This is a genomic window from Loktanella sp. S4079 (genome assembly GCF_000967725.1).
GTDB lineage: Bacteria > Pseudomonadota > Alphaproteobacteria > Rhodobacterales > Rhodobacteraceae > Yoonia.
This window is the reverse complement of sequence record NZ_JXYE01000006.1, coordinates 278146-303202: the sequence shown is the minus strand read 5'-3', so window position 1 is coordinate 303202 and position 25057 is coordinate 278146. Positions and strand designations below refer to the sequence as shown.

The 25057-nt window shown below is 56.5% G+C and carries 18 protein-coding genes; 9 read left to right on the top strand and 9 right to left on the bottom strand.

Annotated features, from left to right (window positions below):
- The first annotated feature begins 193 nt into the window (after positions 1-193).
- From speA to TW80_RS14560, 6 genes are all read left to right on the top strand, one after another.
- On the top strand, positions 194-2089 hold the full coding sequence (gene speA, locus TW80_RS14585; RefSeq protein ID WP_045998142.1) for a biosynthetic arginine decarboxylase: 1896 nt from the start codon (positions 194-196) through the stop codon (positions 2087-2089).
- A complete protein-coding gene (locus TW80_RS14580; protein WP_239450561.1) occupies positions 2090-3316 on the top strand; it encodes a saccharopine dehydrogenase family protein in 1227 nt (408 codons plus the stop codon).
- Positions 3317-3323: 7 nt separating this feature from the next.
- Positions 3324-4496 carry a carboxynorspermidine decarboxylase gene (gene nspC / locus TW80_RS14575; protein ID WP_045998140.1) on the top strand — a complete coding sequence of 391 codons (1173 nt, stop codon included), beginning with the start codon at positions 3324-3326 and terminating at the stop codon, positions 4494-4496.
- A complete protein-coding gene (gene speB, locus TW80_RS14570; protein ID WP_045998139.1) occupies positions 4493-5347 on the top strand; it encodes an agmatinase in 855 nt (284 codons plus the stop codon). The genes nspC and speB overlap by 4 nt, the downstream gene beginning before the upstream one ends.
- Positions 5348-5497: 150 nt before the next feature.
- A complete protein-coding gene (locus TW80_RS14565) occupies positions 5498-7315 on the top strand; it encodes an ABC transporter ATP-binding protein (protein WP_045998138.1) in 1818 nt (605 codons plus the stop codon).
- A complete protein-coding gene (locus TW80_RS14560; protein ID WP_045998137.1) occupies positions 7315-9108 on the top strand; it encodes an ABC transporter ATP-binding protein in 1794 nt (597 codons plus the stop codon). The genes TW80_RS14565 and TW80_RS14560 overlap by 1 nt, the downstream gene beginning before the upstream one ends.
- Here the strand turns inward: TW80_RS14560 and TW80_RS14555 are convergent, their stop codons facing one another.
- The 7 genes from TW80_RS14555 to TW80_RS14525 form a co-directional block, all read right to left on the bottom strand.
- A complete protein-coding gene (locus TW80_RS14555; RefSeq protein WP_239450560.1) occupies positions 9109-9906 on the bottom strand; it encodes an ABC transporter ATP-binding protein in 798 nt (265 codons plus the stop codon).
- Between the two features lie 31 nt (positions 9907-9937).
- Positions 9938-12067, bottom strand: a complete 2130-nt coding sequence (locus tag TW80_RS14550) for a condensation domain-containing protein (protein ID WP_052701009.1) — start codon at positions 12065-12067, stop codon at positions 9938-9940.
- Positions 12068-12188: 121 nt separating this feature from the next.
- Positions 12189-13238, bottom strand: coding sequence for a FecCD family ABC transporter permease (locus TW80_RS14545; protein ID WP_045998136.1), 1050 nt, complete (start codon positions 13236-13238; stop codon positions 12189-12191).
- On the bottom strand, positions 13235-14230 hold the full coding sequence (locus tag TW80_RS14540) for a FecCD family ABC transporter permease (protein ID WP_045998135.1): 996 nt from the start codon (positions 14228-14230) through the stop codon (positions 13235-13237). Before TW80_RS14540 ends, TW80_RS14545 begins: the two co-directional genes overlap by 4 nt.
- Before the next feature lie 2 nt (positions 14231-14232).
- Positions 14233-15177: a Fe2+-enterobactin ABC transporter substrate-binding protein gene (fepB, locus tag TW80_RS14535; RefSeq protein WP_052701008.1), complete on the bottom strand. Its 945-nt coding sequence runs from the start codon at positions 15175-15177 to the stop codon at positions 14233-14235.
- Positions 15174-16568, bottom strand: a complete 1395-nt coding sequence (locus tag TW80_RS14530) for a condensation domain-containing protein (protein WP_052701007.1) — start codon at positions 16566-16568, stop codon at positions 15174-15176. The genes fepB and TW80_RS14530 overlap by 4 nt, the downstream gene beginning before the upstream one ends.
- Positions 16569-16583: 15 nt before the next feature.
- Positions 16584-20912: an amino acid adenylation domain-containing protein gene (locus TW80_RS14525; RefSeq protein ID WP_045998134.1), complete on the bottom strand. Its 4329-nt coding sequence runs from the start codon at positions 20910-20912 to the stop codon at positions 16584-16586.
- 204 nt (positions 20913-21116) lie between these two features.
- Here TW80_RS14525 and TW80_RS14520 point away from each other — a divergent pair, with 204 nt between their 5' ends.
- Genes TW80_RS14520 through TW80_RS14510 form a run of 3 tightly spaced genes read left to right on the top strand, consistent with a single transcriptional unit; the run spans position 21117 to position 23624 of the window.
- A complete protein-coding gene (locus TW80_RS14520; RefSeq protein WP_045998133.1) occupies positions 21117-22721 on the top strand; it encodes a (2,3-dihydroxybenzoyl)adenylate synthase in 1605 nt (534 codons plus the stop codon).
- 14 nt (positions 22722-22735) lie between these two features.
- The gene (locus TW80_RS14515; protein ID WP_239450559.1) at positions 22736-22984 is read left to right on the top strand and encodes a phosphopantetheine-binding protein; all 249 of its coding nucleotides are present in this window, start codon (positions 22736-22738) and stop codon (positions 22982-22984) included.
- Between the two features lie 10 nt (positions 22985-22994).
- Positions 22995-23624 (top strand): 4'-phosphopantetheinyl transferase family protein, encoded by a 630-nt coding sequence (locus TW80_RS14510; protein WP_162197183.1) that lies wholly within the window; start codon positions 22995-22997, stop codon positions 23622-23624.
- Here TW80_RS14510 and TW80_RS14505 read toward each other — a convergent pair.
- Together TW80_RS14505 and TW80_RS14500 are read right to left on the bottom strand one after the other, a co-directional pair.
- Positions 23621-24397 (bottom strand): 2,3-dihydro-2,3-dihydroxybenzoate dehydrogenase, encoded by a 777-nt coding sequence (locus TW80_RS14505; RefSeq protein WP_045998132.1) that lies wholly within the window; start codon positions 24395-24397, stop codon positions 23621-23623. The genes TW80_RS14510 and TW80_RS14505 overlap by 4 nt on opposite strands.
- Entirely contained in the window at positions 24388-25041 is a 654-nt protein-coding gene (locus TW80_RS14500; protein WP_045998131.1) for an isochorismatase family protein, read from the bottom strand. Before TW80_RS14500 ends, TW80_RS14505 begins: the two co-directional genes overlap by 10 nt.
- Between the last annotated feature and the right edge of the window lie 16 nt (positions 25042-25057).

The window sequence follows — 25057 nt, the reverse complement described above, 5'->3', positions numbered from 1 at the left end:
CGGTTCTACCTAAAGATGGGCTTGCATCCCGTGTAGGGGATGATTATTCATTGCCGCAGCCGCCCGGTTGATGACTTGATCATGGTATCAAAAATCATCTACCTAGCTATTCAACAATAGCAGGCCGCAATATGACCTTGTTCGCAAAGCACGTCAGATTAACGCCGTTTAACTCTAGAAATACGGTTGTGTCATGAGAGACGTCACGCATGAAGTTCCAGATCTTTATGGTGTTTCCACCTGGTCTGATGGGTTGGTTGATATCGCAGATAGCGGTGATCTAGCGCTGCGCAATCCGCATGATGATAGCCTTCCGGTTTCGTTGCCAGAAGTCATGAGCGCGCTGACCCAGCGGGGCATTTCAGCCCCTATTTTGTTGCGTGTTCAGCCCTATCTGGATCGTGCGCTGGCCCGTTTGCATGATGCGTTTGAATCAGCCTTTCGTGAGGCAAACTACAAAGGTTGCTACAGGGGCGTTTTCCCGATCAAGGTGAACCAACAGTCGGATGTTGTGGAACGTCTGACCGAGGTCGGCCGGCCCTATCACTTTGGTCTTGAGGTTGGGTCAAAGCCTGAGCTTCTGATCGCCTTGTCTCAAACGATGTCGCCCGAATCTTTGCTGATCTGTAACGGCGCCAAGGACGCGGCTTTTATCCACCTCGCGATTTTGTCGCAAAAGCTGGGTTTCAACACGATTATCGTCTTGGAAAGCCTGCAAGAATTTGAGACCGTCCATCGGATTTCCACCGAGCTGAATGTGCGCCCGACGCTGGGCGTGCGGATCAAATTGACCGAAACCGTTACGGGTAAATGGCAGGCATCTTCGGGTGATCGTTCGGTCTTTGGCCTTAGTGCGCTGGACGTGGTTAAGCTGACCGCGCGTTTGGAAGAAACCGGTTTAATGGATTGTCTGGTGTTGCAGCACACCCATCTGGGATCGCAAGTGCCAAACATCATGGATGTGCGCCGCGCCGCGACCGAGGCTTGCCGCTTTTACGTTGAACTTAGCCGCCTTGGCGCGCCGCTTTCTTATATGGATTTGGGGGGCGGTCTGGGTGTGGACTACACGGGTGAACGCCGTCCAGACGAAAATTCGGTCAACTATACGGTCAATGAATACTGCGTGAATCTGGTCGAAACTGTCCGCTATGCGATGGACGAAGCCAAGATTGAACACCCCACAATCGTCACAGAGAGCGGGCGTTTCGTCGTCGCGCAATCGGCGATTTTCGTGTTCAATATCTTGGGGGCGACGCTTTATGATAATTCTGAAAAACCAGAGGTTTATGAGGGCGATCATCACCTTCTCACAGATTTGCTCGCGGTTGAGGGATATATCGCGGGGTCCCGTCTGCAAGAGGCGTTGAACGACGCGATTTATTACCGCGATGAAATCCGGGCGTTGTTCCGGCGCGGACAGATTGACCTGCAACTTCTGGCACGTGGTGAGCAGGCTTTCTTGTATCTGTTGTCGCGTTTCAAAACAGCCGCAAAACTCGAGGACAGCGCTGGCCAAATTGATGAGCAGCTAACCGGGTTCGTTGACTATTATCACGGTAACTTTTCGCTGTTCCAATCGTTGCCTGATGTCTGGGCGATTGATCAGCTACATCCGATTATGCCGCTCCAGCGTCTCAACGAGGAGCCAACGCGCAGCGCTGTTTTGACAGATGTGACCTGTGACAGCGATGGCAAAATCGACCAGTTTGTTTTGGCGGATGGTGTCGCGAATGCGCTGCCTGTGCACGAACTCCGCGATGGCGAAGACTACTATATCGGGGTCTTTTTCGTGGGTGCGTATCAGGAAACTTTGGGTGATTTGCACAACCTCTTTGGTGACCCGAATGTCGTAACAATCTCGCTGGATGGCGAGGGCGGCTTTGACATCGAACACGAAGTAGAAGGCGATACAATTGCGCAGGTGCTATCCTATGTTGAATATGACCCGCAAGATTGCCTTGCTACCTTCCGCAAGACGGTGGAGAAGGCCGTGAAAGCGGGCAAGGTGAACGCCGCAGAACGGCGCACAATGATGACGGCTTATAAAGATAGTCTTGCAGGTTCGACCTATTTTGGCACGGACGGCTGAATGAACATGAAGGATCAAAACATGGAAAAAGTTCTGGTTGTAGGGGCTGGCGGCGTTGGTGCCGTTGCCGTTGTCAAAATGGCGATGCACCCCGAGATTTTCAAAGAAATCACATTGGCCAGCCGTACGGTTTCGAAATGTGACGAAATCGCTGCCAACGTAAAGGCGCGGACAGGTGTCACCATCAAGACCGCAGCGCTGGATGCGATGGACGTTGCCGCAACCGTGGCCCTGATCAAAGAAACGGGCGCTGAACTGGTGGTGAACCTTGCGTTGCCGTATCAGGATTTGGCACTGATGGATGCTTGCCTAGAGGCGGGCGTGCATTATCTGGATACCGCCAACTATGAGCCCGAAGACGAGGCCAAGTTCGAATATCACTGGCAATGGGCCTATCAGGAACGCTTTGAAAAGGCGGGGCTGACGGCTGTTCTGGGCTCTGGTTTCGATCCGGGTGTGACATCTATTTTTGCGACTTGGATTCGCAAGCACAAGCTGGACGGCATTCGCCTGATCGACGTGTTGGATTGTAACGGCGGCGATAATGGCAAGCCATTCGCGACCAACTTTAACCCAGAGATCAACATCCGCGAAGTGACAGCCACAGCGCGTCACTGGGAAAACGGTGACTGGGTTGAAACGCCTGCGATGTCCCACAAGGTTGCGTTCGATTTCCCCGCTGTGGGCGAAAAGAACATGTACCTGATGTACCACGAAGAACTGGAAAGCATGAAAACGCACTTCCCCGAGATCGAGCGGGCGCGTTTCTGGATGACCTTTGGTGATGCCTACATCAACCACGTCACTGTTCTGCAAAACATCGGCATGACCAGCATTGAACCAGTGACCTATGAAGGCCACGAAATTATCCCGCTTCAGTTCCTGAAAGCCGTGCTGCCAGACCCAAGTGATCTGGGTGCGCTGACCAAAGGCAAGACCTGTATTGGTGACATCATCACGGGTCCTGCGGGCGACGGCGAAAAGACCTATTACATCTACAACATCTGTGATCACGAAGAATGTTACGCAGAAGTCGGCAGCCAAGCCGTTGCATACACCACTGGTGTCCCTGCGATGATTGGTGCGGCGATGATGATGAAAGGTATTTGGCTAGAACCGGGTGTTTGGAACACTGAACAGCTGGATCCAGACGCATTCATGGACATGCTGAACACCGATGGTCTGCCTTGGCAGGTGGTCGAGCTTGACGGGCATCCAGAGTTCTAAGCGGACAATGGATATCGAAGAACTCTCCCGCGCTAGTTTCGCGCGGTTTGACCTTACCCGAGTGCCTTCGCCATGCTTTGTCGTGGACGAAGTCGCGATCGAACGTAACCTGAGCATCTTGGCCGACGTGGCCAAGCAATCAGGTGCGCATGTTCTATTGGCGCTCAAGGCGTTTTCGATGTTTGCGACGGCGCCTTTGGTCAACAAATACCTGTCGGGTGTTTGCGCGTCGGGCCTTTATGAGGCCCGGCTAGGCCGCGAAAAATATGCGGGTGAGGTCACAACCTATTGCGCCGGGTTCAAGGCGGATGATCTGGATGAAATCATCCATCTATCCGATCACCTGATCTTTAATACGCCAAGCCAGCATCAGCGTTTCGCCAGCCAGGTACAAACCGCGCGGGATGCGGGCGAAACCGTTAGCCTTGGTCTCCGTATCAACCCGGAACATTCCGAAGGGTGGAATCCAAAATACGATCCGGCAGCGCAATGTTCGCGGCTCGGCACGCCGATATCAAAGGTCAGCGCGGCTGATCTAGTTGGCATCGACGGGCTGCATATGCACACGCTCTGCGAACAGGGTTTTGAACCCCTCAAGCGGACTTGGGATGCGGTCGAAGACCGTCTTGGGCCGTGGCTGAAGAACATGAAGTGGCTGAACCTTGGTGGCGGGCATCACATCACCAAGGCTGATTATGATCGCGCGGGGCTGATCGCGCTGATCCAGCACATCCGGGAAACCTACGGCGTTGAGGTTTACCTCGAACCCGGCGAGGCCTGCGCGCTGCATGCGGGCATCTTGGTCGGCGAAGTGTTGGATGTTGCCGAAAACGATATGCCGCTGGCCATCACGGATATCTCGGCGACATGCCATATGCCCGATGTGATCGAGGCGCCTTATCGCCCTGATCTATTGGGCGAGGTTGCAAAGGGCACGACCTATCGTTTGGGCGGGCCATCGTGTTTGGCGGGTGACGTGATCGGTGACTATACGCCGGCACAGGAATTGGCACCGGGCGACCGCATCGCGTTTTTGGATCAGGCCCATTATTCGATGGTGAAAACCAATACGTTTAACGGGGTTCCCTTGCCTGCGATTGCGCTGTGGAACTCTGACACGAATGATCTGCGGATGATCCGCGAATTTACCTACGAAGATTTTGTGGAGCGCTTGTCATGACTTATTTCCTAGAAGGCGAGTTGTCGCCAACCGAACGTGACCCACAATCGGCCAAATTTCGGGTGATCCCCGTGCCGCTAGAGCGTACCGTGTCCTATGGTTCAGGCACCGCAGGCGGGCCTGATGCCATTCTTGAGGCAAGTGTCGAACTAGAGCGCCTGTTTCGTGGCACCGAACCCTGTGCAAGGGGGATTGCGACCGAAGCTGGGGTTGACTGTGCAGGCCCCTTGCCCGAGGTGATGGAGCGCATCGCCGTCCGAACCGAGGCCGCGGTCAAAGACGGTGCCGTGCCCGTTACATTGGGCGGCGAACATGGGCTTTCTTATGGTGCGGTGCGCGGAGTGGTCCGTGGTCTAGGCCGAAATGTTGGAATTGTACAAATTGATGCGCATGCCGATTTGCGTCGTGCCTATCAAGATGAGCGCCATTCGCACGCGTCCGTTATGCAATTGCTTGCCGAAGAAGATAATATTCGGATCGCTCAGTTCGGCGTCCGGGCGCTTTGCACCGAAGAGGCAGAGCGTCGCAAAAACTGCGGCGTTTTCTATCGCGATGCCGAAGAACTGGTGACCGAAAACATCAGTGCAGTCGATCTGCCCGACGATTTCCCCCAAGACGTCTATGTTAGTTTTGATGTCGATGGCTTGGATCCGTCGATCTTGCCTGCGACGGGTACACCGGTGCCGGGTGGGTTGGGGTACTATCAGGCGCTGAATCTCGTGCGTCACGCGCTCAAGGGGCGTCGTTTGGTTGGGTTTGATGTGGTTGAACTGGCACCGCATGACGATAGTACGGTGTCTGACTTTACCACGGCGCAGATTACCTATGCGATCATGGAAATGGCTGATTAATTTCAGTTATTTCACCTCTGTCATTAAGAATAAGTTCCGCCGGAAGGTCGTCCGGCGGTTGTAGTCCAGCCGGTCGGTCGTTATCGTCCGCCGCAACAAGCCAAGCTGCAAGAGCCTAGCCAACAGTCCGTCATTTCAACGAGGCAGGCCATGGCGTCAGATCATCCCGCAAAAAAACCAAAACGTCTGTCGCCTTGGCGTATTTTGACTCCCGTCAAAATGCAGATCAGGCTCGCGATGGCGATCTCCGCGAGTTCAGCCTTGTTTGGTTTAGCGGTGATGTTGCAGTTGATGATGGTTGTGCAGCGGCTGATCGTTGACCCGACAACGGTGCCGTGGCTGTGGTTTGCGGGTGCTGCAATATGCACTGTGGGTGCCTATGTCGCCCGACTTGGTGCTTTCAATCAGGCGCATTATGCGGCGTTTCGGCTTGAACGGGTGCTGCGCATCGGATTGGCAGAGCGTCTAGCCCGCGTATCGCTAGGCTATGTCGAAACCCAAGGTGCAGGTGCGCTGGCCAAGGTCATTCATGACGACGTTAAGGCGCTGCATGTCTTTGTCGCAGATAGCACCCCGCTTTATGCCCGCGCCTATGTGACGCCTGTTGTCACGCTTGGGCTGTTAATCGCGTTGGATTGGCGACTGGCGTTGGTGACGCTGATCATTTTGGGGCTGGGCTATGGAATCTTGAGCGGCGCGCAAAAACGCCGTCGCGATATGGTGCGTAAATATAACGCTGCCCGTGAACAGGTTGGTGCGGCGGTCGTGGAATACGTGCAGGCCATGCCAGTTGTGCGCAATTTCGACAGCGGCAAGATGAGCTTTGGCCGCTATCAAGATGCGTTGGATGGCTATCTTAAGGTCATGTTGGATTGGTATCGCGCGGCTGGTTTTCCGGCGCGATTTTCTTGGCTTGTGCTTAGCCCTATGCCAACCCTGACATTGGTTTTGGGCACCGGGCTTTGGTTGACATCCGCTGGTGATTTATCTGCGTCGCGGTGGCTTGGCGTGCTGTTGATTTGCACCGGAATGGCCGAGGCGATGATGCCAATGATGATGCTGCGTCATATGATCGAGAAAGTCTCGCTTAGTGTCGCGCGCATCGAAGAAGTCATGAACGCCCCAGAATTAGGGCAGGGCGAGCCGGGTGAAACCCAGCCTGATCCGACGGCGCCCGCGCTGCAATTTGATAATGTGACCTTTGCCTATGGTCCTGATCTAGCCCCCGCGCTGCGCGACATTAGTTTTGATGTCGCCGAGGGCAGCGTCACCGCACTTGTTGGTCCATCGGGGGCGGGAAAGACCACCGTTGCACGCTTGATCCCGCGATTTTGGGACGTGGCAGAGGGCGCAATTTCATTGCATGGTCAGGATATCCGTCAAATGACGACTGATCAGCTGATGGAACAAGTTGCCTTTGTGTTTCAGGAAAGCTTTCTATTCGCGGAATCTATCGCGGCAAACATTCGGATTGGTAAACCGGATGCGTCCGATCAAGAGGTGATCGCTGCCGCGACTGCCGCCCAAGCGCATGGATTCATCAGTGATTTACCGCAGGGATACGATACCCCGGTCGGTGAACGGGGCGTGTTTTTATCCGGCGGGCAACGTCAGCGCATCGCCATTGCGCGCGCACTTTTGCAAAGCCGCCCGATCTTGGTGTTGGACGAGGCGACCGCCTTTGCCGATCCAGAAAATGAGGCAGAGTTGATCGCTGCCCTGTCCGAGCTGATGCGCGGGCGGACTGTGATCATGGTGGCGCACAGACTATCCACGATCCGCGATGCAGATCAGATTTTGGTCTTTGATCGCGGGCAGATCGCAGAGCGCGGCAAACACGATGAGTTGGTCACACAGGGCGGGGTCTATGCCCGGCTGTGGAACAATTATGAACAGGCGCAGAACTGGTCTTTGGGCGGTGCCCGCCAGACGAAAATGGCCCCAAAGATGCAGGAGCTGGCAGAATAATGTCGAAATCATCAAATGCTGCGCCGCGCAAAACAAATGCGAGCTCATTCCTAACCACCTTTCGCCAATTGGCGTATAGCGTCGGGCCAGAGGCAGCACCGGGCCTGCGTTGGTCATTGGCTGGATTAATCGCAGCCGCTGCATTCCAAGGATTTGGCCTAGCTGCGATTGCGCCGCTGTTCACCGCTGCCGCGACTGACCCTGACCTCAGCCGGGCGTTGGTCTGGTTGGGCGTGATGATCGCCCTGATGGGGACGGCATCGGGTTTGCGGTGGTTTGCGCAGGGGTTCGATTTCGACGGTCGCATGGTCCGCGCGACATGGCGTTTGCGCGGGCAATTGGGTGCGAAACTACGTGAAATCCCACTTGAACAGCTACAAAACAAACGTGCCGGAGAGTTGAATTCGATGGTGCTGGGCAACGTGGATGAGAACCTGCTTTATGCGCTGACCGTGCTTAATCTGGTGTTTACGGCGATTATCACACCGCTTTGTGCGGCACTGGGTATTTTGATGTTCGACTGGCGGCTCGGGCTGCTGCTGCTTTTGATTTTTCCGGCGATTGTCCCGCTGTATCGTTGGCGGCGGCCAGCGCTAGGGCGTGGTAAGCGCATCTTGGGGCAAGCCCACCAAGAGGCCAGCGCAGATGTGCTTGAATATACCCAAGGGCTCGCGATTTTGCGTGCCGCAGGTCGGGCCGGGGAAAAGGCCGAGAAGCTGTCTGAGACGTTTCACAAACTTGAATCCATTCAGGCCTTTGGCCATCGCAAAGGGGCGAAACCCAATATTATCGTCGCCAGCGTGGTTGAGCTTGGGCTGATTGTCGTCTTGGGGCTTGGTATTTGGCTGGTCGTTGCAGGCAGCTTGCATCCCGCAACTTTGGGCGCAGTTTTTGTTATCGTTGCCCGCCTGTCAGAGCCGCTATCCACCTTTATTTTGTACACTGCGATGCTTGAGGTGATGGAAGCCGCGCTTGAACGGATCGGTGCCTTGATGGCGACCAAACCCCTGGCGCAATCAGAACCCGCACAGGTGCCCGACAAATTTGGGATCGCCTTTGAGAATGTTGATTTCACCTACGCACAAGGCGATGGTCAGGCGATTAGTCGCTTTAGCGTGGAACTGCCCGAACGGTCGCTGACCGCGCTTGTCGGGCCGTCGGGTTGTGGCAAGACGACGCTCACTCGGTTGCTGCTAAGGCATTTTGATCCGCAGCAGGGTGCCGTCACCATCGGTGGCGTCGATTTGCGCCAAATTCCAGCGGACCAGATTAACAGCCTGATTTCTGTGGTGTTCCAAGATGTTTATTTGTTCAACGATACGGTGCTAGCCAATATTCGGATGGGCCGCCCAGAGGCAACTGACGAAGAAGTCCGCGCCGCCGCCAAAGCGGCACAATGTTTGGATTTCATCGAACGTTTGCCGCAGGGGTGGCAAACCCCGCTGGGCGAAATTGGTGGCCGCCTATCGGGCGGCGAACGTCAACGTATCTCGATCGCGCGGGCATTGCTTAAGGATGCGCCGATTATCGTGCTGGATGAACCGACCGCCGCACTTGATACCGAGAGCGAGCTTGCTGTTCAGCGCGCACTTGATGCGCTGGTATCGCAAAAGACCGTCATTGTGATTGCGCATCGGTTGTCCACCATTGTCGGCGCTGACCAAATTCTGGTGATCGAGGACGGCGCGTTAAAGCAAGCTGGCAAACATGATGATTTGTTGGCCGCTGGTGGGCGCTATGCACGGATGTGGGACGCACAAGGCGCGATCAAGAAATGGTCTGTCGCGCGTTAATCAGCGTGGCACGATCATCGGCGTATGACTGATGGGATCGTCAATGATGATCCCATCCAATCCAAACACTTGTTGCAGTAGCTTGGGCGACATGAGCGTACCAGGCGCGCCTTCGGCGACGATCTGTCCGTCTTTCATGACAATCAGATTGTCGGCATAGCGGCATGCTTGATTGAGGTCGTGCAATACGGCGACGATTGTGCGCCCGTTTTCATTGTTCAGCTTGCGCAAGAGTGTCAGCAGTTCAATCTGATGTGCGATATCTAGAAAAGTCGTCGGCTCATCTAGCAGCAAGATCGGTGTTTCTTGCGCAAGTACAAGTGCGATCCAGACGCGCTGTCGTTGCCCCCCGGACAGGGCGTCGACCTCTTGGTCGGCAAGATCGGCAACACCAGCGGCTTGCATCGCAGTTGCGACGATGCGTTCGTCCTCTGGGCTGTTTTGGCGGAATGGTCCCTGATGAGGATAGCGACCGCGCGCAACGAGGTCTGCCACACGGATACCCGCAGGTGCTTGGGCGCTTTGCGGGAGCAATCCAACCTTTTGGGCAAGGCCCCGCGCCGAAAGCTGTGCAATATCAGCCCCGTCCAGAACAACACGGCCGGTTTGGGGGGACAGCAAATTACACATCCCGCGCAAGAGCGTGGATTTGCCACAACCGTTTGGCCCGATAATGACCGAAATCTGTTGGTCGGGAACCTGTAGTGACAGGTTTTGGCTGATCACGCGCCCGGCGTAAGACAGTGACAGGTCTTGGGCGCTGAGGCGCGTGGTTGTTTGCTGGTTACTGGCGTCCAAAGTGGCCTCTGACTGGCATGTGGTTTGAAATCTAGGGCAATAGCTGCGCGAGAGGGCGGTCCACCGCATCCTGCCCGGCAAAGGCAGCACAGCTGTTTTGAACAGCACGGGTCAATGCAGTGACATCCTCTGGGCCGTAATGTGCGGTGCGGTAGCTCATCATCACGCGCAGTTGTTTCTGCCCTTCGATGACGTCTTCGACCACCTCGAATTGCAGGCCAAGCACGGATTCATTCTTGTCAGGGTCAACCTGCCTAAACCGGATCGTCTGATCCGGACCTTCAAGCGTGCCGTTTAATTTGTTCTGCGCGTGAATTTGAATAAAGACCTCGAACATATGTTCTCCCAATGGGGCTTGGCCGTTGGTTAGCGCCTCTTCGACAAGGTCGATTGGAATTTCGCAATAGGGCAGTGAGCCGTTGATCATGTCACGGACATTCCCAATTAGTTCGCGTGGGGTCAGGTGGTCCGGTGCTCGTAAGCTATGGGCTGTGACCGTGGTAAAGTAACCGACGGTGTCGAAATAATCTGGGTCCGTTCGTCCGGATGCTGACGTTCCGATGGTCAAATCGTCCAGCCCGGCGAGCCGCTGCAACGCCACAGAAATCGCGGCATATACCGTGTTGAACAGCGATGCAGAGCAATCTTTGGACAACCGATAAAGTGCGTCCGTCACAGATTGCTCGAGCGCAATTTCGGTCCACCCGCCGTCGGCGGCATGGCTCTCAGAAACGGCCAGAGGTGCGGCATCGGCCGCCCGAATGGGGCGCGGGTCAGATGCGTTCTTTAGGGCGTCGGTCCAATAGTCCAAGGCAGCTTGGTCAAAACCGGCCTCGGATTGTTTGCGTGCGAATGCATGAAAGGGCGCAATGGGTTGGTCCCATGTGGGAGCTTGGCCGATTGCGCGCGCCGCGTAGGCCCGTGCCAAGTCATCCATCATCAGGTTCACCGACCATTCATCCAGCACGATATGGTGGAACAGGAACGATAGGAGCTGCCCGTCTTCCCCTTGAATAAATCGCAAACGTATCGGCAGCTCTGTCGCCAGATCAAAGGTGTATCCTGCCTCTTTGGCCAAGATCGGATTGGGGTCTTGGACCGCCTCAGATGGCCAGAACCATTGAAGCTGGTCAACTTCGGCCATTGGTACGCATTCTTGTTCGACGGTGTCGCCATCGGCGTAAAAGCGGCTACGCAAGGCGGGGTGGCGCTCTAGAATGTCGCGAAATGCAGCGGCAAAGATTGTTTCATCGACGGGATCAAGAAACCGCAGGACAAATGGAATGTTGAACATCGGCCCAAAGCCCAAGGCCGCGTAGATTTTCCACAATGACGCCTGCGCAAGAGAGAGCGGAATGCGTGAGCGCGTTTCGTATTTTTCGGGCAAAGCTCCGGGTGTCACAGCGGCCCAATCGTCGGCGGGCTGATCGGTTTCCGGGGCCTCGTAATGCGCAATCTTTGCCAAAGATGCCGCGGTTGCGTGTGCAAACAGGTCATTGAACCGCAGTTCAATTCCGTGTTTTGACGCGAGCCGTCCAATGACCCGCGTTGCCACCAATGAGTGGCCGCCAAAATCGAAAAAATCGCTGTCGGCGATCATATCTGGCGCATCAAGCGCGAGCTGGAATTCGTTGAGAATAGTTTGGGTTATTGGATCGTTTTGCGTTTGCGTCGCGACTGCGGTCGCTTGGGGGGCCAATTGCGCAAAGAGTGTTTTGCCGTCGATCAATTCAGCCGCAATCGGATGCCGGATGAGCGCAAGGTGAACGGTCTTACCCGATAGGATCACGCCAAGGCTTACTGGTCCTTGTGTCGCCAAGTCCCACGGTTTTGCGGCGATTTCTGATGCCACCTTTCCGGCATCTGCGGGATCAGCAGCCCAACGGATATGCAGCCCATTTGTCGTCTTGGCAGGTTGCACCCAAAGTTCACCGGCATCGTCAAATTGGTATGTGCGTGCCAGCTCTGGATTCGCGGCGACCAACCCGACAAACGTGTTTGCAATCTCGCCAGCTTCGGTGCCATCGGGCAGCGCGACAAGATCGACCAGCGGCGCAAGGCCGTTTTCCGTTTGATGGTGTTCGAACCAAATGCCAGTTTCGGTATCCGTAGCTGGACGCACGCCAATTTGGGTATCTGGAAGCGGGTTATGGCTTGTCATGGGGTGTTCCTGCTGGTTCCGAAGGGGGTCGCAATATGGCTGGAGACCCTGTCATGACGGGCAGATCTGGCGCGTGTAAACAATGGCAGGGGGTCAGCAATGTCAAGTAAATTTGTCAGGATTACAGCCCCGCTCGCTGTCGTTGATATCCCGCCAGTAGCCAGATCAAATATAGCCCACCAATGATCCCTGTAACTTGGCCGATGGGCAAGGTGATCGCAAATGGAGCGACCCGCGTGAGCAGGTCGGCGGCGAGCATCAGGCAGGCCCCAACCAGAGTTGCCCCGACCAAAGGTTGCGTGCCGGAACGCCCCAATTTGCGGGCTAGTTGTGGCGCGGCCAATGCGACAAATGCGATGGGTCCGGTTGCGCTGGTTGCAAGCGCGGCAAGCAATAGGGCGGCCAAGAGCATCCAGCGGCGGGTTTGTTCAACAGCGACCCCCAATGGTCCGGCGAGGTCATCGCCCATTTCCATCATCGCCAGCGGACGCATGCCCAACAGCATCGGCCCGAACAGCACGATAAGCCCGGCCCACAGTGGCCAGACATGCCCCCAGTCGCGCCCGTCCACAGAACCAGCGAGCCACAGATTGGCCGAAATCGCGAGGTCAAGATCGCCCTTTACGAGCAAGAGCGCGTTGATCGCCTGAAGAATAGCGCCAACGCCAATCCCCGTCAGAACTAGCCGATATGCGCTGACCTTGCCGTGTTTTCGCGCCAAGAAATAAACTGCGCCACCCGCGATGAGCGCCCCAATCATTGCGGCCAGCACAACATTTGCACCGCTGCCACCAAAGACAATGATCCAAGTAAGCGCACCTGTCGCCGCGCCAGTGGTAAAGCCGATGATATCCGGCGATCCCAGTGGATTGCGTGAAATGGCCTGAAAAACTGCGCCAGAGGCTCCCAAGGCTGCCCCGGCCCCGATTGTAACCAGCAATCGCGGTATGCGGATATTGATCAGCACATGTTCAATTGCCCGGCTTGGTGGGGTGCCGCGAGCGACCTCCCACATTTCGCTGGGGCCAATCGGTAATCGCCCAAGTGTGAGCGCAACATATGAACCGAGGAACAAAAGGCCTAAGAGGATTACGTTCAGCCACAGCGCGCGTCGGGCGATAACCAGCGACCACTTTTTCCAGCGCAGTGTCATATGTGTTGTTGCTGTCATAGGCTATTCAATCTGAGCCGACGCGCAAGGACGACAAAGACGGGCCCTCCGATCAACGCGGCCATAATGCCGACGTCGATTTGCGAGGCAGGGTCGATCAGTCGCCCAGATAGATTGGCGAAACTGACCAGCGCTGCACCGATTAGCATTGAGACGAGCAAAAGCGGGAAATGCGCTGGACCCGTAATATGGCGTGCTAAATGCGGGGCGGCTAACCCGACAAAGCTGATCGGTCCGGCGGCGGCGGTTGCAGTTCCGCAAAGGACAACGACGACAAATGCGGCCGCGAACCAGATTTTGCGCGGATCGGCACCAAGGCTTTGGCCAAAGTCCTGCCCAAGCGCCAGCGCATCAAGTGGGCGGGCCAAGGCGATTGCGGCGATCCCGCCGATCACCGTCAAACCAATACTGGGCCAAAGTATATTCCAGCCGCGTCCTTGTAGTGATCCAACCGCCCAATGGCGGAATTGGTCAAACACTTGGGCCTCGGCATTTACCGTGATGACTTTGGTCACTGTCATCAGGACAATTGACAGCGCAGCGCCTGCCAAAACTAACCGGATCGGGTCGTGCGATTGGTTCATACCAGCGAGGAAAAACACGGTCACGCCTCCTGCTGACGCGCCCAATACGCCAGCCCATAGCGATGCCCCGATGTGGATTTGTCCAGTTGCTGCGATCAGACAGACAATCGCCAGCGTTGCCCCGGCAGAAATACCCAGCAACCCCGGATCAGCCAGCGGATTACGGCTTAGGGTTTGCATCACGGCACCAGCAGCACCCAGGCCTGCGCCCACAACCAGCGCCAAAAAGACGCGCGGCAATCGTTGGTCGCGTACCAGCAAATGCGCCCCGTCACCGGGGTCAAAGGCCGTCAGCGCGGCCAGCGTTGTCTGCATCGTAATGTCACGCGGTCCGACAAATAGGCTGGCGGCCGCGCTGATGACAACACCAAGGACAGCCGCCCAAAGAAGCCAGCGTTGCATTGTCATGCTCAGCTCCGGCCAAAGCGTTCGGCGATACCAGCAACGATTTCCGACGCACTGTAATAGTCGACGCGGAACGAATTACGCCCCAACCCATAAACCTGCCCGTTCTTGACGGAAGGTAGATTGCTGAGGATGGGGTCGTTCATCAGGCGCTGTGCATCTTCATCCGTACCTGCCAGAACAAAGGTCGTTAGCGCGGTCAGCTCGGTCAGATGTTCATAGGCTGCGCGGATAAAGTCCGCGGCGGGCGGTATATTCGCACTTTGCCATGATCGCGGTGGATCTTCGAGCGTAAAGCCAAGCGCCGAGAGCAGGCGCCCATGAACCCCATGTGCAGTCGCAATGGGATTTGGTGCGCCGGGGCCATTGTAGCTGATGATGTTAGTCAACCCCTGCGGCAGGTTGAGTTGGGCGCGCGTTGTGTCGAGTGTCGTTGCGAATTCATCTAGTAATGCTTGCGCGTGGGCCTCTTGGCCCGTCGCGTGACCAAGTTGAAGCGCCAGTTCCTGCCAGCCGACAGCGCCGTAATCCAATACGATGACTGGGGCGACCTGCGACAGGGCTGCGCGTTGGGCCAGCGCTGAATCTGCCCCACTTGCAGAGACAACGATCAGATCCGGGGCAAAGGCCCAAACGGATTCCAGATCAACCGCCCCAGCCCGCCAGAGCTTTTCGACACCGCGATCTGTTGCGATATCCTGCCATTGGCCAAAATAGTCGCCGCGTACAGTTGTCGCGCTCGCGATCAGTGGCGCGTCAATGGCCAGCAGGCTGCCCGATAACGTCACCGAGGTTGACAGTATTCGTTGCGGTTGTGACGGAATTTGGGTTGTCGAGCCGTCAGCGTTGGTCATATTGCGTGGCCACGATGATTGCGCCCATGTGCTGCGTGGCAATAGGCTCATGCCTGCCGCCGCACTCGCACTGGTCAGAAATGATCGGCGTTTCATGCGCCCTCCAACCGGCCAGCAATCGGCCGTTTCGGGGTTGATTTCTTTAGGGCGGGTTTGGGTGGCGCTGTGCTGATTGTCTGAAACAAATCATCCAGATTTTGGTCAAACGCCCCCGGTTCACATGCACGCAAGATAAACGGCACGAGGCCCGCGCTTGCTGCGTTGAATTCATCTTTTGATGCGGGGTCTGCGTCGATCCATAGCTTTAGCCCTTGGGCATCTGACGCGCCGCCCCAAGTCAAATTGAACCCATCACCGGGACCAGCGGCGAGCACTTCGCGGGTGGCGGTGCAGTTGATAAAGGTGGGTGAATCAAAGGGGATGACATTGATCAGTGGCGAAAAATAGAACCGCTGGCCTTCTTGCAGGCCCTGATCTGCAGCAAGCTGTTCCACCCGATAACGACCATAACGGCGCAATTTTCGAAAATCTTTGCCCACGCGCGAAAGGAACGCGCCCAAGGTTTCATTCGCCTCGGTATTCACCAAGAGCGGCAGGATATTCACAACGAGCGCGGGGATCTCGGCGCTGACGCTGCCAAAGCGGCTCATATAAGGCAACCAAATCGGAAGGCCTTCTTGCGTGGGTTTGAGTTCACGCGTGACCCAAGCCGCAGTCAGTAGTGTGAGCAAATCGGGCCAACCCATATCGTACCGCGCCGCAGTTTCACGCAAGAGCGCGGGCAATGACGCAGGTAGATCGGGTGCGCCCGATAGGGCGGTGCAGCCATAGTCTTCATCGTCTTTTTCAAGAATGGTCAATGCGGGACCATCCGCCAGATGTTGTGCCCAATATTCCTGGTCGCGGGTGTGATGTTTGCCAGCGCGATAGGTGTCTTCCTCTTCGAGGTAGCGCGGGAATGGTTGAAATGCCCCGAGTTCTGGCGTTGCACCAATCTCTTGGGCGTAAAGCGCTGCAGTCCTGCGTTCGATCAGCGACACACCGTAACCGTCCAGCATGATATGATGCCCGCGCAAATAAAATTGCCAGACATCCGCGTCAGTTTTCAGCAGCCAGAGAGCCGAAATCTGGTCGTTCTCCAGATCAATCGGCACGGCAATATCGGCTTCCATCATTTGGCGAGCGGCTGAGGTAGGGTCGGGTTCTTTTGTGAGGTCGTGAAACTGCACCGTTGGTATGCGGGCCGGATCAATCTGCTGGCGCGGCCCGTCTGGCCCATCGCGAAACCGCAATGCCAGTACATCTGTTTCCTGCGCAAGCTGCTGCAACGCTATGCGCATTGCGTCTTCGTTCAATGGGCCGCTGATTGTTGTGCAATGCGCGACCGTTGAAAGCGGCCGATCCGGGTGCAGTTTAAATTCTTCCCAAAAATCATATTGGGCCAGCGTGAGGGCAAGCCACGGCGCAGTCGGAGGGTTGGAAGACATCAGATTTCCTTTGCCTTATGTGGCTGAAAGAGCGGGCTGTTTGGTGATCAAGGCAGCAGCCTGGCGTGCGGTGCGCGCGCCGATCAATTGGGCGGGGCTTAGCTTGCAACCAAAGTTTTGGTTGAGATCACCTGCGATGAGAACAAGGTGTTTTGGACGTAATCCAAGCTGCATCAGCGGGCTGTCAGCATCGGCTGGGCCGGTCGTGCCGATGTGTTTTAGGTAGATGTCCAGAACGCCGGTGACCAAGCTGGGGTCGACATCATTGTTTTGCGGTTTAGGCGATGCCTTGGGACTGTCGCGCAGCATCCGTCTTGCTGCGCCACGGTCAAATTTACCATTGGCCGAAAGTGGCAATGTGGGCACCAGCAGGAACCGATCTGGCAGATGCGATTGGGGTAGCCGATCGCGCATGTAGCTGCGCAGCGCGGCGGTGGTGATATTGGCACCATCTTGGGCGACGCAAATGGCGGCAATCGTGGTCTCGCGTCCATCGTCAGATTGTAGATCGACGATCATCGCTTGTCGCAGATCAGAATGTTCACCAAGGACAGTTTCGATTTCGCCCAAGGACACGCGGACGCCGCGCACTTTGACGTAGCCGCCGACTCTGCCAGCGAACAGTATCGTTCCATCATCAGTCCATTGTCCCAGATCGCCGGTACGGAACGCACGGCGTAACCCGCCCTTGCCGTCCTGCAGCGTGACAAAATCCGTTGAGATGATTTCACTGTTAGCGAGGTAGCCAAGCGACAGGCAATCGCCCAACGTATGAATGCGCCCCACAACGCCGGGCGGGCAGGGTTCCCCATTGGAATTGCAGATGACGTATTCCGCGCCATCCAACGGCCGCCCATAGGGGATTGCACCAGTTTCATCGGTGATCTCGTGCCAGATGCTCCAGATGGTTGTTTCTGTTGGCCCACCAAGTGATACCAGCCGCGCATCGGGGCGCAAACTGCGTAGACGCGCAATTTGCGTAGGTTTGATATAATCGCCACCCTGCGCGAAAATCCGAAGCGTCTGCAATTGTTCCGGGCGCGCGCAGTCCAGCAGCATTTCGAGGATCGCAGGGACCGATACCCAAATCGTGACCTTATGGCGGGCGACAATTTGGGCCCATTCCATCGCGTCTTTGTCCTGACCGATCTCGGGCATGACCAGTGTTGCTCCCGCGCTGAGCGCACCAAAGATGTCAAACAACGACATATCGTGGTGAAGCGGGGTTGCCGACATCAGGACGTCATTTGCGTCGACATCCCATTGGCGCAGGGTTTGATCCAAGACATTGGCAGTTGCACGGTTGTTCAGAACAACGCATTTGGGCGCACCGGTCGTGCCCGAGGTGAACAGATAATAGCTCGGATCTTGGGTCAGACTACGTTGGCGCAGTTCCGTGTCCGAGGGCAGGGGTACACGTGCGGCTGGCAAATCATTTGGCGTAACGGTTGGCCAATCGGCGATGTCATCCATTGAAATGACAAGTTTTGGCGCGCAGCGTTGCAGTTGATAGTCGCGTCTTTCTTGCGGGGCGGCGGCATCAAGTGGCACCCAGATAAGCCCAGCACAAGAGGCCGCGATTTGCAGTGCAATATGTTCAATGCTGCGGGGCAAGTGGATGGCCAAGACATCGCCTGCGGTCAGCCCATGTTCTACAAAACCGCCAAGCAGCGCTTCGACAGTTTTGCGTAGTTCCGCATAGCTGATGCTGCGATCCCCTTGGATCAATGCGGTCCCAGTGCCTGTGCGCAGATGTTCCGCGATCTGAACCAGATGCGGTGCCGGATCAGGAATATCTGGGGTCTGTGCCGGCAGTTTTGCAGGAACAATGGGGAAGGGCAGCGATAGGGCGGTCTGGTTGCAGATGTGGTCGATCACCGAAACCATCGCGTCCAGCATCGCCGTCACGGTATCACGGTTTAGCGCGGCCTGAGCATAATCGGCGGCGATTTCGATGCCGCCATCTGGTGCATTCATTAGCCGAATATCCAGCGCGACCTGAGGCGTCTGGGTTTGTGTTGCGACCTCTCGCATTGGTGTATCAGGGTTCTGGCTGGCCCAGTTGAGCCCATTGGTCAAAACAACCGGCAGCGCGAGGGGCTCTTGGGTTTTTGCCAACAGATGCCGCGCAAGATCGACATCGGCATAGCCCATATGCGACAGCCCTTCCATGACTTGGGTCTGTAGGCGGGCGGCACGTTCGGTTGCCGTGCCATCAGTCGCATCGTGATCAACGACGATGAACGAAGACCGATTGCCCAACCCGGCGTCATCCAATGCAGGCGCTGTTGGTAGCCCAACGCAGATACGCATATCGGTCGTAAACCGCGCCAGCACTTCGAGCGCGACAAAGCTGAGCAGACTATTGATGAATAGCTTGTCTTGGGCGCCCGCGCGGCGCAGAGCACGTTTTTGGTCTGCGCTGATGTGTTGTGTGACCCTGCAATAACGAGATGATTTGATGTGGTGCAATGGGGTCTTCCACGGCAGTCGTGGGGCGCTTTCGACCGATTGGAGCGCCTTTTCCCAATATCGCTGATCGACGAGGCGCGCAGGCGCCGGGGCGGCATGGCGCGGTTTGGGTGGTTCTTGCTGGGTGATAGGATCGCTGTTGAACAATTGTGCGCAGACCTGCGCGATAGCTGGTCCATCAAGGGCAAGCGCGTCAAACTTCACCGCGACGGCATCGTCCTGACCATCTGGCATCTGAATGATGCAGACCTCCCACAGGGGGGCGTCTAGCGGTCGCGCGATATGCGCAAATTCATTCCACCAGTGGTCAAGATCGGCTTGGGCGTCTTGCGCGGTGCTGAGGTCGATGGTGCGCAGGACGGGTTGCACGTCGGCTGCGAATGACAGCGACAGGCGCGGCGCATCAATCTGTGTGCGCAGCGCGGGGTAGGCAGTGGTCAACTCAGAGAGCCGCGTTTTTATTTGCGCGTGGTTGGCCTTTCCACGGAATAGCCGGACCTCTTGCATAGCGACTCCACCCAGCGGAAGTGCTTCCTCGCGGCCCATCAAATATGCGCGTTGCAATTGTGAAAGGGGCTGGCTGCAAAGTGCAGTCTGGTTTTCGTCGGCCAACGATTGGAGCCGCGCGACAAACCTATCGAACAGCGCGGTGATCCAGTCCTGATCAACGAGGTCCAGCCGGATGTCCCAGTTGATGAGAATTCTGTCATCGAGCTTGGCGATTTGTGCATCCAGCGCGACACCGGGGCCCTGCGATACGCTATAGATCAGGTCTCCGAAATTGCGAGCGGCCCTTTCGGGCAAAATCGTGCCGAGCGGATGATCAAACCCCGCGGTAAATATGACAGGCGCGTCGGGCACTTGGCCCAAATGACGAGCAAGATCGCGCATAAGCTGCGGGCCGGGACGTGCTCCATGTGTTACCGCGTTTATCAGGTCGCTTTGCACGCGGGTCGCCGCATCGGACAGACTTCCCTTGCTACCAACACCGATGAGCGAGAAATCTGAAAAATCACCGATCAATGCGGCGTCAGGGCGATGAAATGTTGGGACGGTTAGGCGCAGCGCGTCTTGATCACAGGCTCGTGCCAGTTCAGTGCCAAACACCGTAAGAGCCAGCGCCGAAGGCGTGACGCGCAATGCACGGGCGACCTTGTAAAATTGATCGGATTCTTGGGCCGATAGGGTCGTCGCAAGGCGTGCGGTATTCGTGCCGCGATCACGTGGAGAAATCTTTGGTTTGGGCAAGGCTGGTGCGGGCGGTAACTTTGGAATTTGTTGTGCCCACCACTGTTGCGCGGCGTTTGTCCGCGCCGACAAATCGGGCGCGCGACGTTGCTGATCAAGATACTTGGCAAAATCGCCACCCTGTTCGGGCAGCGCATCTGGGCCGTCTTCATATAGAATGGCCAGTTCATCCATTAGATACGGAAAACAAGAAGGATCAGCGCCGACCATATCAATGTCGATGTGCAAACGACGCCGCCCATCAGAGAGCTGGGTCAGGGTGAACTCGCATGCTTCACCTTCGGAAAGGGCGAGGCGCTGATGAGTCTTGGCATCGCGAATACGGGCTAGTGCGGCCTCGCATCCCAAGGGGTCCAAGCCCCGGAGCACGTTGCGATGTAGGTTATGCGCTGGCGTGGGCGATACGACGCGTGGTTGCCCTTGTGGATCGACGGCAAGGCGCAATTGCGGGTGTCGTTTGACCAATGCGGCGACAGCTTTGGACAGCCGGGGTCCATCGATTTCAGCATGGTTTTTGGTCGTTTCGAGTTCAACATATAGATGCGCTGAGGGTTCTGTGCCTTCTTCGCCTTTGGCGTGTCCATTGACCCAGCAGGCGGCCTGCATCGCGGTAAGTTCGTACATCTGCATTCACCCGTTGACAATTCCAGACATAAATACTCAAGTATTAGTGTTCGTCAACCTGTGGAAATGACCTGTCGTATGTTGAGCCGCTATAAAGCTGAAATTGTTACATATTTATGGCCGCCTGCGAAATGTGGTGCCAAAACTGGACGAAGCTAACAATCGAAGCGAGCACAGGTCGCATCGAGAAAAACCGGAAATGAGATGACTGATTTCACCCCTTGGCCAGAAAATTTGGCGCAACTGTATCGGCAGAAAGGGTATTGGATTGACAAACCTCTAACGCATGGGTTGCGCGATCGGGCGGCATTGAGCCCCGATAGCACCGCGATTATTTGTGGTAATCGTGCGTTTACCTATGCCGAGGTTGATCGCATGTCTGATGCCTTGGCGGGTCGCTTGTTGGCAAAGGGTGTAAAGCCCGGCGATCATGCGGTGGTTCAGCTGCCCAATTGCGCTGAATTCTACATTACCTTTTTTGCACTGCTCAAAGCAGGTGTGATGCCAGTGAACGCATTGTTCAACCATCGTGCGCTCGAGTTGCGGTCCTATGTCGAACAACTGCAACCGACTTTGTTGATTGCGGCGCGGACCCATCCGCTGTTCAAGGATGACGCGTTCGCGTCGGAATTGCGCGACATTGCACCGACTTTGGCGCAGGTGATCTATCTGGGTGATGGCGACCCAGACCAAGATTTGACCGCATGGTTGACGGCTACGCAGGACGCGCCCAGCCTTCCTGAATGCGATCCTGCGGGTGTTGCTTTTTATCAGCTTTCAGGCGGCAGTACGGGCACGCCAAAACTGATCCCCCGCACCCATAACGATTATGATTATTCCATCCGCGCAAGTGCCGAGATATGCGCATTGACCCCGCAAACCCGGTTCCTATGCGCGCTGCCTGCACCGCATAACTATGTGATGAGCTCACCGGGTGCTCTTGGTGTGTTTTATGCGGGCGGCACGGTGGTAATGGCCGATAATCCGGACCCGAACCTGTGCTTTGGCATTATCGAACAACACGGTGTGACAATGGCGGCACTGGTGCCCTCTGCGGTCGGGCTATGGCTCGAGGCAGTACGCGAAGGTACACCCGCCTCCAAGAGCCTTGAGGTGTTGCAAGTTGGCGGTGCCAGCTTTGCCGAAGCGCTAGCGCGGCAGGTGCCTGCGTTGTTGGGATGTCAGCTGCAGCAGGTCTTTGGCATGGCCGAAGGGCTGGTGAACTACACCCGCTTTGATGACCCCGAGGAACGCATCTTTACCACACAAGGCCGCCCGATTTCAGAAGATGACGAGGTGCGGGTACGCAACGCTGACGGCTATGACTGCGCGGTTGGTGAACCCGGTCAACTATGGGTGCGCGGGCCATATACGTTCCGTGGTTATTTCCGCAGCCCGGAACATAACAAATCCGCTTTTGATGCCGAAGGGTTCTATTTCAGCGGTGACCTCGTGCAGCGGGATGCGGACGGGTATTTGCGTGTGGTTGGCCGCGTGAAGGATCAGATCAATCGTGGCGGTGAAAAGATCGCCGCAGAAGAGGTCGAAGGTCTGCTACTGCGCCACCCAGAGGTGCTTGAGGCGGCATTGGTTGCGCAACCTGATGATCGTCTCGGTGAACGTGGTTGCGCGATTTTGGTCACGCGCAATCCGCTGCGCCCGGTTGAATTACGCCGCCATCTGATGGGGCTGGGGATCGCGGAATATAAACTGCCTGACAAGTTTATCTTTGTTGAAACCATGCCGCTGACGGCAGTGGGCAAGATCAACAAGCGCGTTTTGCGCAACACAATTCTAGAAACTCAATGACGAAGGATATGAACGTGACTGTAACCACAACTGAAGCAATCAATTTCGATTGGTTGGAAGCCCGCGTAGCGACGCTAATCGAGGACGAGGGCCCGATTGATCCGGGTGAAAGCCTGATCTTTTATGGTTTGGATTCACTGCGTGTCATGAAACTGGCGGGTGAACTGAAAGAGCACGGGATCACCGTTAGCTTTGAAGATCTGGCCAAGGATCCGACCTTGAATGCGTGGTCAGCGTTGATTGATGCGCGCAAGGGTGGCTAAGGCGCGGGCCGTGTATGATGATTGGCAGGTCGCGCTTGGGCAACTACGCGCGGCGTTGCCGACTTGCCGGGTTGCGATGCGATCTGCTGATTGCGCTGGCGGCGCGCGGGAACGCCGTGCAGCGCAACATGATGCTGGTCGGCGTGCAGCGGCGGCTGCGGGGATGGACCTAACGGGAATGTCCTGTCTGGCTGGGCGTGGGGCAGATGGGGCACCTGAATGGCCCAATGGTTTGTGCGGTTCGATAAGCCATTGCGGGGGTTGCTCGGTTGCGATGGTAGGCGCCCTGGCGCATTGGAGCGGCCTCGGCATCGATATAGAACAGCATCTAAACACAGATATCGCGGCAGAGATTGCGCCTGTCGCGCTGACGCAAAGCGAACAAGATGAATTTGGATGTGATCCCTTACAGGTCGCCTTGGCCTTTTCGGCCAAAGAGAGCCTATTCAAGGCGCTGAACCCCTTGATCAAGAAACGGTTCGATTTCGATGCCGCAGAACTATGTTGGGCTGGTGGGTGCGAACCCCAGTTGCGTCTGGTCTATGACCTATCACCTGAATGGTCGGCAGGCCGTACCATTCAGCCGATTTTGATCCCGTGCCGGGCAGGGGTTTTAACCGCCGTCGCGCTGTCCGCCTAAGCGCGCAGCGTTGCCCCGCCGTCAATATATAGATCAGCCATTGTAATGTGGCCTGCTTCCTCAGACAGCAGGAATATCGCGGCTTTGGCAATGTCATCGGGGGTGGCGAGTTTGCCCAGCGGAATACCAGTGCGATAGTTTTCTAGATCACCCGCCAAGACACGCTTGGGGCCTTCGTCGTCTTGCCACATGCCAGTTTGCATCGGTGTCAGGGTCGAACCGGGGGCAATCACGTTACAACGCACGCCGTGTTCCGCCAGTTCAAGCCCAAGGCACCGTGTGAGCATTGTTAGCGCGGCCTTTGACGCGCAATAGGCCCCCATATTCATCCGTGGGATGCCAGCAGCGTTAGAGCTGACCACGACCAGTGCGGCATTGGATTGTGTGATCAGGCGTTTGCCAAGGGCCCGCATGACGTGAAAACTACCATTCAGGTTGATGTCTTGGACGCGCTGCCATTCCTCTAGGCTGGTTTCCAGTAGGGCGCCCATGCCCAAAACCCCGGCCGTATGTAGGCCAAGGCTGATCGGGCCAATCGCTGCTTCGGCTTGGGCGACCATTTGATTGACGGCGCGCGCATCGCGTAGATCGCAGGGGATCCATTCGGTTGATTGACTACGCTCATCCGCAGGGATCGCGTTAAGCGCGGCCTCGGTATCAGTGGCGGCGACCTTGGCTCCGGCGTCTTGCAATAGGGCCACGGCACGTTGCCCAATGCCGCCCGCCGCACCAGTAACAAGGATACCGCGGCCTTCGAATCCGGTTAGGCGCATGCGGCGACCTTTGGCATGTTGGCCAGCACATCTTGGGTTGAAACCACGCCGCCACAGCAGCCGGCGACCCAGTTCATAGCCATCTCGTGCCGTGCGCCATCGAAATCGGCCTGTGCATCTGCAATCGCAAAGGGTTCGATGTCGCGTTGGAATGCTTCGGCCGCAGTTGCGAGGCATCCAATATGGGCATAAATTCCGGTGATTAGTAACTGATCGCGACCGCGCGCGCGCATCAGCGTTTCGAGGTTCGACCGTTGAAATGCGCTATAGCGATGTTTGACCAATACGATGTCATCTTCTGCCGGGGTCAGTTCCGGCACGATCTGTTGATGCTCTTCCCGGCGTGACATGCCCGGCCCCCAAAGGTCTGCTTGCAAGCCGCGATCTGCACGTAGCTGATTGCCTTCTTGGGCGGTGTAAAAGACGGGAATACCTTGCGCCCGCGCGGCGCTTGCCAGTGCTGCGATGTTTTGGATGACATTTGGCAGAGGCGACACGTCTTGCGGGAAAGGCGCGCAGAAATAGCGCTGCATATCATGGATCAAGAGCGCCGCACGTTCGGGCGCAAATGCCCACGGGGCACGTGCAGTTGGCAAAGCGTCCTGTGTCGGTAGTGGATAGGACGGTATTCCGGGAAGAGCCATTGGGTGGTTTATCCTG

Excerpts from the sequence above, each read along its gene's own strand:
- TW80_RS14530 (WP_052701007.1), bottom strand. The coding sequence starts at position 16,568 with ATGTCTTCCAACCCTCCGACTGCGCCGTGGCTTGCCCTCACGCTGGCC.
- TW80_RS14565 (WP_045998138.1), top strand. The coding sequence starts at position 5,498 with ATGGCGTCAGATCATCCCGCAAAAAAACCAAAACGTCTGTCGCCTTGG.
- speB (WP_045998139.1), top strand. The coding sequence starts at position 4,493 with ATGACTTATTTCCTAGAAGGCGAGTTGTCGCCAACCGAACGTGACCCA.
- speA (WP_045998142.1), top strand. The coding sequence starts at position 194 with ATGAGAGACGTCACGCATGAAGTTCCAGATCTTTATGGTGTTTCCACC.
- nspC (WP_045998140.1), top strand. The coding sequence starts at position 3,324 with ATGGATATCGAAGAACTCTCCCGCGCTAGTTTCGCGCGGTTTGACCTT.
- TW80_RS14540 (WP_045998135.1), bottom strand. The coding sequence starts at position 14,230 with ATGACAATGCAACGCTGGCTTCTTTGGGCGGCTGTCCTTGGTGTTGTC.
- TW80_RS14560 (WP_045998137.1), top strand. The coding sequence starts at position 7,315 with ATGTCGAAATCATCAAATGCTGCGCCGCGCAAAACAAATGCGAGCTCA.
- TW80_RS14580 (WP_239450561.1), top strand. The coding sequence starts at position 2,090 with ATGAACATGAAGGATCAAAACATGGAAAAAGTTCTGGTTGTAGGGGCT.
- TW80_RS14525 (WP_045998134.1), bottom strand. The coding sequence starts at position 20,912 with ATGTACGAACTTACCGCGATGCAGGCCGCCTGCTGGGTCAATGGACAC.
- TW80_RS14500 (WP_045998131.1), bottom strand. The coding sequence starts at position 25,041 with ATGGCTCTTCCCGGAATACCGTCCTATCCACTACCGACACAGGACGCT.
- TW80_RS14505 (WP_045998132.1), bottom strand. The coding sequence starts at position 24,397 with ATGCGCCTAACCGGATTCGAAGGCCGCGGTATCCTTGTTACTGGTGCG.
- TW80_RS14550 (WP_052701009.1), bottom strand. The coding sequence starts at position 12,067 with ATGACAAGCCATAACCCGCTTCCAGATACCCAAATTGGCGTGCGTCCA.
- fepB (WP_052701008.1), bottom strand. The coding sequence starts at position 15,177 with ATGAAACGCCGATCATTTCTGACCAGTGCGAGTGCGGCGGCAGGCATG.
- TW80_RS14520 (WP_045998133.1), top strand. The coding sequence starts at position 21,117 with ATGACTGATTTCACCCCTTGGCCAGAAAATTTGGCGCAACTGTATCGG.
- TW80_RS14545 (WP_045998136.1), bottom strand. The coding sequence starts at position 13,238 with ATGACAGCAACAACACATATGACACTGCGCTGGAAAAAGTGGTCGCTG.